This window comes from Pseudomonas lundensis (assembly GCF_015377145.2).
In the GTDB taxonomy this organism is placed as follows: Bacteria; Pseudomonadota; Gammaproteobacteria; order Pseudomonadales; family Pseudomonadaceae; genus Aquipseudomonas; species Aquipseudomonas lundensis.
The window spans coordinates 1828341-1840754 of the sequence record NZ_CP062158.2 but is presented as its reverse complement, the minus strand read 5'-3'; the positions used below and the strand labels follow the sequence as shown (position 1 = coordinate 1840754).

The window sequence follows — 12414 nt, the reverse complement described above, 5'->3', positions numbered from 1 at the left end:
CCTTATTTTTTCAAAAAAATCTTGGCAACTTTAACAATAGATTTAGGAAGTAACGATTTGACAAGGTACAGGCAGCGTAAGCGATAACTTTCACCCTTAGCTGACCTGATCATTGCGAGGGTAAATGGGACATCGGGAACACTACTGGCCTCCGCTGCAGACGTTAAATACGCCCGATTGACGGCACGAGAATAAAGATGACTCTGTGTAAAAAAGCTGAGTATTTTCAATCGTTGCTCATGCATCAACTTGTATTTTTTTGCGGTGTTATTTTCATGTAACCGGTATTTGACAACGGGTTCTTTGATCGATCGCAAACGCTGCCCGGTGTTGGTTAACGTCAACCACATGTACCAATCTTCGACACTCAAGGATTCAGGGTACCCACCTACACGTTTTAATGCAGGCGTTCTCATCAGCCCGGCAGGCGCTCCGGGGACTGTTTCCCCCATGATGATCTCATCAAATGTGTGAACTTTATTAGCCCCGTACACACTGGCAACAGGACGGTTAAGATCATCAATCAATTCAAGACCGCCAAAGGCTGCCACGATGGAATCGTCTGTCTTTAAAACGTCAACTAATACGCTGGTTTTATTCTCCAGCAAAATATCATCACTGGCGATTAATGAAAAAAATTCACCTTGAGACCACTCCAAGGCTTCATTGAGGGTGGCGCATAAACCTTTATTGGGTCGCGAGCGAAACTCGAATCGCTTGAAGCGTTCACGGCAAGTGTCAAGCATGGATTCAATTCTAGACACTGAACCATCCGTTGAGCCGTCATCAATAATAATCAACTCAACGTTATTATAGGTTTGAGACACCACCCCTTTTATACTATCCACGACATAGCGTTCATGGTTATAGGATGGAATCACAATGGTTACTAACGGTTCAGAACTCATAAATTGCCTACTCAGTTAATGTCGGACTGCTTATTCAGGATTCAAGACGATCGATTCTTTTCCAGACGATAGACCCCATCACAAGCCAATATAAAAAGTATGTGAAGGCATATCCAACAGCTGCGCCCTGAAAACCCAATACCAAAGTGAAAAACTTAACACTCGCGACAAAAACTAACGCACAGATTATTTCGGAAACAATGTATAACCGAATCATTGCCTTGCTGATCATTAGATAAGCAATGATCCAGCTGCCAATTTTTAGCGTATCACCTGTTAACTGCCATGCAAAAAGTTCGCGCATGGGATAAAAATCAGGCGTAAACAACACACTGATGATGAAATCCTTCAAAACATAAACACTGCCCCCGATAATAACAGCGACCGGTAGTATATATTTATAACCATTGATGATTTCAGCACGTATGTCCGTTGATGCTTTCAATTCAGATAATTTTGGAAGGTAATACACCCCTAATGTCGTCGTGACCAACATGAGATACGCGGTGCTCAAGCGCCACATTGCTTCCCAATAACCAGCACTGTCCCAGCCAAAATGTTCGCCAAGGGTGTTACGAATTAAAATTGACGTGAGGGGTAAACATGCTGCGGACGTGAGTGCCATCGCTGTGAATTTTGAGAGATTAAGGGCAATCGTTCCATCAATACGCCCGATCATATCCTTCACACGGAACCAGGGTTTTCGGCCACAGATCGCTAATGTGACAAAAAACGAAATCGACTGGTAAATAGCCAACGCGACTAAAGCACCGTAGAGCTTGTAGTACATCGTCATTAACACGGTTACGGCTAAAGAAAATATACTCCCTGCAATGTTGGCCAATACATAACTATGGATTTCTTTTTTTCCATTAAGAATAGCGAGTAGCAAGGCATTGAATGTAAATAATACCAAGGTCGCTGCAAACCAGAGAAACACACCAGACAGCGTCACATCATTGAGAAAATAGCGTGCAAGCGGAACACAAAAAATGGCAACCAAGAGTGCGACTGCAGTAGAGGCACAGATCACAATCATGCCTGCCGTTTTCCATAACCGGCTTGTCAACTCAATATCGCCTTGGTATTCGGCAGTATATTTTGTAACGCCAGTATTGATTGCCCCACTGGAAAAAGCGGTAATCATCTGTACAGCGTTTTGAAACTGCCCTATCGCTGCATATCCAGAAGGACCAACGTACACGGCAAGCACCTTATTGATCCCCAACAAGGTGAGCATTTTTATGATGACTGCAATCGCATTGAGCAGGCTGGTTTTAATTAGGGTCATACTTAATGTTTGACGCTAAAGCTATTGCAGACTGACACAATATGACGTGCTTCTTCGGAACTTAACTCAGGACCAATAGGCAAACTTAGCACTTCAGCGTGCAGTTGTTCACTCACGGGCAGTTGGAGGTGCGCAAACTCCTTATAAGCATCTTGCTTGTGAGGCGCTATCGGGTAATGAATTAAAGTTTGCACGCCATGTTCTTGCAAATGGTGTTGCAACGCTGCCCGGTGTTTAGTCCTGATGACGAATAGATGCCAGACCTGGTTCGACACGTCCACGCCAGGCAAACTGATTTCCGGATTTTTAATTTCATTCAGATACAGAGAGGCGATGAGTTGTCTATGTGCAGTCTGCGCATCGAGGTACTTCAACTTAACACTTAGCATCGCAGCCTGAATTTCGTCCAGACGGCTATTCACACCCTTGTATAAGTTTTTATATTTTTCTTGAGATCCGTAGTTTCTAAGCGCTCTTAGTGTGTCAGCTAACGAATCATCATTGGTAGTGATAGCGCCCGCATCCCCCAAAGCGCCCAAATTCTTTCCTGGGTAGAAACTGAAGCCTGAGGCATGTCCCCAACTACCTGCCTTTTTTCCATGCAAACTTGCCCCATGGGCTTGAGCAGAATCTTCAAGAACAAGCAAATTGTGTTCTTCGGCGATCTGCATGAAAGCAGGCATATCAGCTAAATGCCCGTATAAATGCACGGGCAAAATGGCTTTGGTCCTAGGTGTTATAGCTTGCCTGGTGTTTTCAGGGCATAGATTATACGTATTAACATCCGGCTCGGTTAACACAGGCACCAAACCGTTCTCACTGACAGCAAGAATACTTGCGATGTACGTATTTGATGGAACTATAACCTCATCTCCGTCTGAAAGCTTACCAAGTTCCTTCCAGGCTCGTATAGTCAAACTCAATGCATCAAGACCATTTGCAACGCCGATGCAATGCTGTGCTCCGCAATAATGAGCAAACTCAGCTTCGAAGGAAGAAAGTTCACTACCACCAATATACCAACCAGAATCTATTACTCTGGCACAAGCCGCTAACAGCTCAGAAGACATAGTTGAGTTTATTTTTTTTAAATCAAGAAATGGAATCATGCTTCACCGTCCTTATCCAAGTGATTTCTGCAAATCGCAAATCTGAGCGGAAGTCAGATAGTCATACAACTGCTTCCCTGAGTAATCTACCTGAACTAGGTCAGCGCCAGCACTCATTAATAAACCGAAAGTTTTAAAGCATCTCCCGGAAAAAAACGCATCCTTCGCATACATCAAAGGCGTGGTGCCCTTTATATTAGACCTCTGGGGATCAGCACCTTCACTCAATAGGTATCTCACCACTTCAAATGAACCAAAAAAACTAGCGACAATCAATGGTGTCCAGCCGTTGACAATAGCATCATTGATTCCAGAAATATTAAATCGCAAACGCTTAACGGCAACAAGATCATTGACTTTACAGGCCGCCAAAAACTCATCAAGGCAATCGAAATACAAGCGAAGATCATAATCTATCGACGCCATATCGACATAATTTTTAGTTGCATTAAAAAGCTCTCCACATTTAGCTGTGGACTTAGCAGGCAAGATTTCCGCCCAAACTACTTTATTACCCCCCACACTTACGAACTGATATTCCCTGAATGAAAATGCTCTTATATAATTCCTATACTCCCAAGCGGTAGCTTTTTTGGGCAGTAATAGATTCGAGAAATCGATGGATTTATTTGAGTAATATGTGGAACCCATACACTCTTGAGGCTTACCCTTGCATAAGCCACTGACAATCGATTCAAAATTTTCTTCTAATAAAGAACAAGAGTATTTGATATAGGCGAAATAAACGTCACGCGAAACCCAATTACTTTCTATTGAAAACTCAACTTGGGATATAACATCTCCGGTGTCAATACCTTTATCAAGGTAGTGGAGTGTCACGCCAGACTTTTTGTCAGCGTTGTATATAGGCCACACCGAGGTGAACATGCCTTTGTATTTTGGAAGCAAAGAAAAATGTATATTAAATATATTTACTATTTTGAAACGTTCAGGTACAACTAAAGAATCGAATTCTAAGGATAAGAAACAAATAGACGTACGCGCATATGCTTCTTCAAGGGTTATTTCTTGAACCTGATTATCTAAAGCAAATTTACGTAATGATCTCTGCCAACCATCCACACCCGTTTCGTTCTTATTACATACAACTGCTATCTGATTACGATCATATTTACGCAGTGCAAGCTCCAACCCATAGACTGCTATATTATTTTTTCCCGCAATTACTATCATGATTTAGCTCGCACGATTTCCAGAAAATCATCATATATTCTTATATAGTCTGCTTCATCATAGATATCACTAGCCAAAACTAATAGCACACAGTCTTCGCTAAAATTATGCATTTCATGCCACACCATTGGCTCAATGAGAATACCGCGCTCAGAAGAGTTCATTAGCACAGTTTCCCTTACATACCCATCATCCATCACCATCTCGCACTCGCCCGAAATGCATACGGCCATTTGTCTCAATGCAATATGTGCATGAAAACCGCGAGATACTTTTGGTTTAGTCCGTGTGAGGTAGTAAACGCGCTTAATTTCGAAAGGGAGGTCATTTCCACCTTCCAATACAGTCAGCCCACCTCTGTCATCGCCAAGCGTTCGCAAAGGAATCAAATCAGTCAAAAACATAGCGTTAATTTCCTGCAAGAGAAAGAATATATTTCCCATAACTATTCTTGCTTAATGCCTGACCGATACGATACATCGAATCAACTGACAACCAACCATTGTTAAATGCAATTTCTTCCAGGCAGGCTATTTTAAAACCTTGCCTCTTTTCAATGGTTTCAACAAACTGACTTGCTTCCAGCAAACTTTCATGAGTACCGGTGTCTAACCAGGCAAAACCACGACCGAGCAATTCAACGTTCAGTTTATTACGATCCAGGTAGGCTTGGTTTATACTGGTTATTTCAAGCTCACCCCGCGCCGAAGGCTTGACTGACTTAGCAATTTCAAGCACTTCATTGTCGTAAAAATAAAGCCCAGTCACGGCATAGTCAGATTTCGGTTTAAGTGGCTTCTCTTCAATCGAAATAGCGCGCTTTTCTTTGTCAAATTCAACCACACCGAAACGCTCAGGGTCTTTAACCTGATAACCAAAAACTGTAGCGCCATCGGTTATTTTTGCTGCATTACGCAACATGGTACCAAAGCCATGACCATAGAAAATATTGTCGCCTAGCACTAAACACACTGAATCCTGACCGACGAATGATTCCCCGATAATAAAGGCTTGCGCCAGCCCGTCAGGTGATGCTTGCTCCGCGTAACTCAAGTTAATCCCGAAGTCTGAACCATCTCCTAAAAGGCGCTTGAAGCTATCAATATCTTGCGGGGTACTGATGAGCAGCACATCTTTAATGCCCGCCAACATCAATACCGAAAGCGGGTAGTAAATCATCGGCTTGTCGTAGACAGGTAAAAGTTGCTTAGAGACGCCTTTAGTAATCGGGTACAACCTTGTACCCGATCCGCCGGCTAAAATAATGCCTTTCATGACTTAGTCGTCCGTAATAATTTTCAGCGCTTGGTGAGCACTCAACCAACCGAAGTGTCAGCTTAAAGTTTAAACACGCTACCGCCCCAGGATTGATCGTCAATTTCCTGAGAACGGTTTAATCCATAGCTGCCCAGGATGCGATCCTGAGTATTGCTTTAGCGACTGGCGATACTCGCCAGAGGCAAACTGATCTGTTGCTGCCGATTTAGCAGATTGATAAGCAAAATGACCCTTTCATCTCCCTCCATTGCCATGAAGATGGACTCAATGCCTTCAAATCCGTGATCCTTGATGACAACGTGCTCACCTGGCGTGAACTGGGAGATCAGCTGCGTTTTGACACGCGACTGGAGTGTTTCGATGAGATCGTCAGCGACTGCCAAGGGGCGTCCACCAAACGCAACAATACGTGCCACACCTCGCGTCGAGCGCAGAGGCGCCCAGTTTGAACCGACTGGCATGTGGATGAAGAGATAGCCTGGAAACAACGATTCTTCGATGATTTGACGCTTGCCTCTTAGCATGCGCTCACGGCGGCAGACTGGACGTGAACATCCAAAGCCCTGACGCATAAGGTTTTCTTCTGCGCGCTCATCTTGTTGAGGTTTGCACTGCACCAAGTACCAGTTGCCCTGCTTTGGCGCAACGGATGTCTGGGCATTGTGGTTGCTTCTCAGGTCCATGGGTCAATCATCAAGCGGTCTTCCGTGGTTTGCCATCGTGCCTGTCATGATTGCGCGGGCAAACCGTCAGGGTCTTTTAGTAGTGGCGATATGTCATCGCACGTGTTCAGGTTTAATATTCAGGAATCAGTAGCTCGAGTGATTGGCTTCGAGTGTTGTAGAGCTTGTAGAGTTCATTCCCTAAGGTTTCTTTTGCAAAAAGCTCGCCGTGCACCAAGCGTATTTGTTTGGGCAACGGGTCGATACCGGATACAAAATTGAGCAAATCTTGTTGGTCAGCATGGGCAGAATATCCGCCTAAGCTCGAAACGCCTGCACGGATAATACAGCGCTCACCTTCTAACTCAACAAAACCACCTGTCGATCCGTATTTTTGAATATTTGCGCCAACTGTACCCTGCGCTTGATAACCCACAAAAAGTACATTATGCCTTGGGTCTGAAAGCATGGCTTTGAGGTAATTAACAATTCGACCGCTGGAGCACATGCCACTTGCCGCTATCACAATGGCGGGGCGACCCGTGCTGCTTAGATAGTTGACTGTTTGCAGGTGTTTTGCGTGGCTATCGATAGTGATTAATTGTTCAAAAAGCAGAGGGTTACGATTATCGCTCAAGTGCTCACGTGCAGACCCATCCCAGTAAGGTTCCAGTTGGCGATATGCAGCTGTTAGCCGACCTGCCAGGGGGGAATCGACGATGACAGGCAATTGCGGCCAATTGACCGGCAAGGATTGATCCTTGTTTGCCGCTGCAGGATTCACTGCAAGCATTGCTTTTCGGTGCAGGATGTCTTCAATTTCGCAGAGCAGTTCTTGGGTACGGCCTATGCTGAATGCCGGAATCAACAAAGTGCCGTGGTCTGCCAATGCCTTGTCGATGGCGTGTTCAAGCTTGAACTGACGGCAAGCCCTGCCCTCATGTAAACGATCGCCGTAGGTGCTTTCCAGGACCAGTACATCCGCACGTTCGGGAGATTGAGGAGACGGTAACAAAGGGGTATGCGGGGCACCTAAATCGCCAGAAAACACGATCCTCAGGTTCTGGTCATGAGCCGGGTAGCTCAGATCACATTCCACATACGCCGAACCCAGGATGTGGCCTGCGCGCTGTAAGCGGATTCGCGGCAGTACATGCTCACCGGATTCAATCGCGTGCCATTGGCCGTAAGGCAACGCCACAATGCGGGCATCTACATACTCTAGATAACGCTCAACTTTTTTGGAGTCGCGACTTATTTCAAGCTTGAAAGCATCCTCAAGAACCAATGGCAAAAGCTTGGCCGAGGGTTCGCTACAAATGATTGGCCCCTCGAAACCCGCTGCCAGCAACCAAGGAATTCGACCCACGTGGTCAGCATGCACATGCGTAACCACCAACGCCTTGATACCTTCCAGGCAAAAATCGATGCCTTGCTGCTGGCTATGAACGCTGGCATTGGCACTTTTTTCAGTTCCCTGAAAAAGGCCACAGTCAATCAACAGACTGGCGTCAGCATCCATCACCAGTTGGTGGCATGAACCTGTGACGCCATTAACGGCCCCATGGTGAATGATGTGTGGATACGGCATAGGCTTGCTCTCGGCTCAACTCCATGAAGAGGCAATTAGTCCACAAGTCAGGTCGAGATGCATCCAGGCATCTAACCGATCAGCGACGATCACTTTGCAAGACTTTTCCGTTACCGCTCACCACACCCTGTGCTCCACTTAACGTCGCAGAGAGCACCGGGGACAGTCTTTGCTGCTGAAGTCGATGCGACTTGACCAAGTACCGCATTAGCACAATGAAGACTCCAAACATGCCACCGAGCAACAAACCCATCACTACAATCAACGACTTTTTGGGTTTAACAGGCGCCATCGGTTCCAACGCTTTACGGTCGATGGAAACAAGCTTCAGGTTTGTGAAATCCAGATTGTTCAAGTTGCCCAACCGTACGACTTCTGCACGCAGAGGTTCAACCCCACTCAAAAACACGTCTTCATTTTGACGCTGCTTGAGCACTTCTACTTCCCTGTTGCTTTGCAGTAATTGCAACTCACGGGCGATCTGTGCAATGCGCCCTTCGGTGAAGTCATCCGTTTTACGCTGCTGCAAGGCCGCACGCTCCGCCTCCAGGGCTTCAACACCCATAAAGTAGAGAGGAATCTGCTGGTTGTTGATTTCGGTGCGCATGACGCTGGTATCGCCCGAACGTACAGAGTCGCCCAAGGCAGAAGGCGTAGTCGGCTTTTGAATCCCCAAGGTTTTGGCAATGCCAATCGCTTCTGACAATTGCGCCATTCTGTCTGAACGCGCTACTTTCAGCTGCTGACGCAAGGCTTTCAACTCGTCTTGTAGCTGAGCACGCTTGAGGTTATCTGCTTCCTGCAACGTGGCGATACGAGCTGCCTTGTCATTTTCATAACTTGAGCGGGCAGCGTCGATCTTGCCTTTGAGCTCAGTCAGACGGTTATTGACGATGACTTTCAGGTCAGCAGCGATCTGCTCGCGCTCTGCATTGATTGCGTAATCAACAAAGCCATTGAGAATCTGCACACCATCCACGCCCTTAGGGTAATTCAGCTCAAGACCAATGAACGCACTGAGTGCATCCGCTTTTTTAGGGTCTGGCAAAACCAGCTTGAGCGAGTCACGGTTGAACTCTTCAAAACTTTGCTCAAGTGTCCGGCCTGGACGCTTGAATTGTCTGAAGAGTTCCTGATTGTCCCGGAAGAAGCCCAGGCGCGAATCGTATGACTCCAGGCTGGCCCCCACTTTCATCAACGCTTCGCTGGGCGGCAGCGTGTAGACGCCTGAGCGATTGAGCGCGTCCAGCTCATTGATCGCCGCAGGGCGAAGAACGCTGGTGACTTGATATTCAGGCGTTGCGTAATAGGCATAGCCCAGTGCTATCATCCCGCTGATGATAGTTGTGGCAATGATAATTTTCTTTTGCTGCCAAATCGCCTGAAATAAAGCAATCAGGTCAATCTCATCCGATGATGAGCCACTGGGTATACGAGAAATACTGGTCACAACAAGGGCCTGCCTTCAAAAGAAACTGCGGGCTCGTCATGCAGAAATTTTTCTTGCGTGCTTGAAATACGATTTATTTTCAACCGGGTAATGGCATCACTGCGCACCTGGTGAAGCACAAAAAATAGCTGGCAATCGAGAACAGCCCGCATTCTGCCAGTATTACAAAACAATACAAGGCTTGAGCATAAGTAGGGATTCTCCTGAGAAATCACTTACACAGAAAAAGCCGTATTTCTTACACCGCCTCACTCAACGCGCCTGACTCGCCTCGTAAAAGCTCAAGCGCATGAACGTTGAACGCGTAGGTCAGTTAAGGTGCATGCGGCGCTTCAAGCCGGCGGATTTTCGCCAGTAGGCAAGAAAACCTATAAGCGGGCCAATCGCTAGCCCTAACAACAGCGCACCGACAAAGAACAATGCTGCTGGCAGCTGTGGCGTATTCCAGCCAAGAAACGTCAGTGATGTCGCTTGCTGATTTTCAAGAATGAAAATAATCACGCCAAAGAAAATCAGCAGAGACACCACCACGACGGCTGTGCGCTTAATAGCACGCATGAGCAGCTCCTTTACTCTTCAGGATTAAAGTCATCTTCCTCGTCCTCATTCACCCGATCCCGCAATTCCTTGCCCGGCTTGAAATGAGGGACGAACTTGCCGTCCAAGCTGACAGACTGTCCGGTTTTTGGGTTACGCCCCACACGAGGTGCACGGTAGTGCAGCGAAAAACTACCAAAACCGCGGATCTCTATTCGATCTCCGGTCGCCAGGGACTGTGACATTTGTTCAAGCATAGTCTTGATGGCCAGCTCCACATCCTTGGATGAGAGTAGCCCTTGATGGGTGACAATTCGTTCGATCAACTCCGACTTCGTCATATTTTTCCCTTCTTTTTCAAGCAGCTAGATCAGCGCTTGAAAGGTTTTAGCATGATCAAGTGACTTTGAACAGCCCAGGGATTGACTTATCTGAAGAAATATTGAAGGGGAACTTTTAGGTAGGTTCGGGTTAATGAAGAGAACCACAGACACGCTGCGATCAGCCCTGCAATAAGCGACACCTGGATTGGCTTGAATTCGACTCAACCAGCGAGAACGCTACACAACCTCGCAGGCATGAGAACCCCAGGAAAGCAAAGCACAGAGGATAGAAAACACTATCAAACTCGCGCGCACAAAAAAGGGCGACCGAAGTCGCCCTTTTTAATGGTCAATCAGAACTTAGTTCTGCTTTTCCATTTGTGCACGCAGCAGGTCGCCCAAAGTGGTCGGACCAGCAGCAATGTCAGAGGTAGCTGGCTTGTCGCGCAGGCTCTGGATTGCTTCTTTCTCTTCAGCATCATCTTTCGACTTGATGGAGAGTTGGATTACGCGGCTCTTACGATCAACGCTGATGATCTTGGCTTCTACTTCTTCGCCTTCTTTCAGAACATTGCGCGCGTCTTCAACGCGGTCACGGCTGATTTCGGAGGCTTTCAGAGTCGCTTCGATATCGTTGGCCAGAGTGATGATGGCGCCTTTAGCGTCAACTTCTTTCACGATGCCCTTAACGATTGCGCCTTTGTCGTTCTCTTGTACGTACTCGGAGAACGGATCGCTTTCCAGCTGCTTGATACCCAGGGAGATGCGCTCACGCTCTGGGTCAACAGACAGGATAACGGTGTCCAGCTCGTCGCCCTTCTTGAAACGACGTACGGCTTCTTCGCCCACTTCGTTCCAGGAGATGTCGGACAGGTGAACCAGACCGTCGATGCCGCCGTCCAGACCAATGAAGATACCGAAATCGGTGATCGACTTGATGGTGCCGGAGATTTTATCGCCCTTGTTGAACTGGCCAGAGAAATCTTCCCATGGGTTAGATTTGCACTGCTTGATGCCCAGGGAGATACGACGACGCTCTTCGTCGATGTCCAGAACCATAACTTCCACTTCGTCGCCGACTTGTACGACTTTCGAAGGGTGGATGTTTTTGTTGGTCCAGTCCATTTCGGACACGTGTACCAAACCTTCAACGCCTTCTTCCAGCTCAGCGAAGCAGCCGTAGTCAGTCAGGTTGGTAACACGAGCGGTAACGCGAGTGCTTTCTGGGTAACGGGCTTTGATAGCAACCCATGGATCTTCGCCCAGTTGCTTGAGGCCCAGGGAAACACGATTGCGCTCGCGATCGTACTTCAGAACCTTTACATCAATCTCGTCGCCAACGTTGACGATTTCGGAAGGATGCTTGATGCGCTTCCACGCCATGTCAGTGATGTGCAGCAGGCCGTCAACGCCACCCAGATCCACGAACGCGCCGTAGTCGGTGAGGTTTTTAACGATACCTTTAACTTGCTGACCTTCTTGCAAGGATTCCAGCAGCGCTTCGCGCTCTGCCGAGTTCTCTGCTTCCAGTACGCTGCGACGCGAAACAACAACGTTGTTGCGCTTCTGGTCAAGTTTGATGACCTTGAATTCCAGCTCTTTACCTTCCAGGTGCGTGGTGTCGCGCACTGGACGAACGTCAACCAGAGAACCTGGCAGGAACGCACGGATGCCGTTAACGTCGACAGTGAAGCCGCCTTTAACCTTACCGTTGATAACGCCCTTGACCACTTCTTCTGCTGCGAAGGCTGCTTCCAGAACGATCCAGCATTCAGCGCGCTTGGCTTTTTCACGGGACAGTTTGGTTTCGCCAAAGCCGTCTTCGACCGCGTCCAGCGCAACGTGAACTTCATCACCGATGTTGATGTTCAGTTCGCCAGCGTCGTTGTGGAACTGCTCCAGCGGGATGAGGCCTTCAGACTTCAAACCAGCGTGAACGGTAACCCAACCAGCTTGGTAATCGATATCAACGATGATAGCGGTGATGATCGAGCCAGCCTGAAGATTCAGGGTTTTTAGGCTTTCTTCAAAGAGTTCTGCAAAGCTTTCGCTCATTTTAATTCCTGTTGAA

Annotated in this window: 12 protein-coding genes; all 12 read right to left on the bottom strand. The window is 47.2% G+C overall.

Annotated features, from left to right (window positions below):
* Positions 1-2: 2 nt before the first annotated feature.
* The 12 genes from IF654_RS08770 to rpsA all read right to left on the bottom strand — a co-directional run bounded on the left by IF654_RS08770 (position 3) and on the right by rpsA (position 12398).
* Positions 3-908, bottom strand: coding sequence for a glycosyltransferase family 2 protein (locus IF654_RS08770; RefSeq protein WP_047282574.1), 906 nt, complete (start codon positions 906-908; stop codon positions 3-5).
* Positions 909-942: 34 nt separating this feature from the next.
* Complete coding sequence (locus IF654_RS08765; protein WP_047282575.1) at positions 943-2199, bottom strand: O-antigen translocase; 1257 nt, start codon at positions 2197-2199, stop codon at positions 943-945.
* A gap of 2 nt (positions 2200-2201) precedes the next feature.
* Positions 2202-3308: a DegT/DnrJ/EryC1/StrS family aminotransferase gene (locus IF654_RS08760; protein WP_194862579.1), complete on the bottom strand. Its 1107-nt coding sequence runs from the start codon at positions 3306-3308 to the stop codon at positions 2202-2204.
* A 12-nt stretch (positions 3309-3320) separates the two neighbouring features.
* Positions 3321-4502, bottom strand: coding sequence for a formyltransferase family protein (locus IF654_RS08755; protein WP_194862580.1), 1182 nt, complete (start codon positions 4500-4502; stop codon positions 3321-3323).
* Positions 4499-4906: a sugar 3,4-ketoisomerase gene (locus tag IF654_RS08750; RefSeq protein ID WP_047282578.1), complete on the bottom strand. Its 408-nt coding sequence runs from the start codon at positions 4904-4906 to the stop codon at positions 4499-4501. Before IF654_RS08750 ends, IF654_RS08755 begins: the two co-directional genes overlap by 4 nt.
* Before the next feature lie 4 nt (positions 4907-4910).
* A complete protein-coding gene (gene rfbA, locus IF654_RS08745) occupies positions 4911-5777 on the bottom strand; it encodes a glucose-1-phosphate thymidylyltransferase RfbA (RefSeq protein ID WP_047282579.1) in 867 nt (288 codons plus the stop codon).
* A gap of 158 nt (positions 5778-5935) precedes the next feature.
* Positions 5936-6463: a transcription/translation regulatory transformer protein RfaH gene (gene rfaH / locus IF654_RS08740; protein ID WP_047280435.1), complete on the bottom strand. Its 528-nt coding sequence runs from the start codon at positions 6461-6463 to the stop codon at positions 5936-5938.
* 112 nt (positions 6464-6575) lie between these two features.
* Positions 6576-8033: an MBL fold metallo-hydrolase RNA specificity domain-containing protein gene (locus tag IF654_RS08735; RefSeq protein WP_047275321.1), complete on the bottom strand. Its 1458-nt coding sequence runs from the start codon at positions 8031-8033 to the stop codon at positions 6576-6578.
* A 79-nt stretch (positions 8034-8112) separates the two neighbouring features.
* Entirely contained in the window at positions 8113-9483 is a 1371-nt protein-coding gene (locus IF654_RS08730; RefSeq protein ID WP_099421416.1) for a Wzz/FepE/Etk N-terminal domain-containing protein, read from the bottom strand.
* A 309-nt stretch (positions 9484-9792) separates the two neighbouring features.
* Complete coding sequence (locus IF654_RS08725) at positions 9793-10041, bottom strand: lipopolysaccharide assembly protein LapA domain-containing protein (protein WP_047282581.1); 249 nt, start codon at positions 10039-10041, stop codon at positions 9793-9795.
* Between the two features lie 11 nt (positions 10042-10052).
* On the bottom strand, positions 10053-10361 hold the full coding sequence (gene ihfB / locus IF654_RS08720) for an integration host factor subunit beta (RefSeq protein WP_047275326.1): 309 nt from the start codon (positions 10359-10361) through the stop codon (positions 10053-10055).
* 342 nt (positions 10362-10703) lie between these two features.
* On the bottom strand, positions 10704-12398 hold the full coding sequence (gene rpsA, locus IF654_RS08715) for a 30S ribosomal protein S1 (RefSeq protein WP_016780248.1): 1695 nt from the start codon (positions 12396-12398) through the stop codon (positions 10704-10706).
* Positions 12399-12414 lie beyond the last annotated feature (16 nt).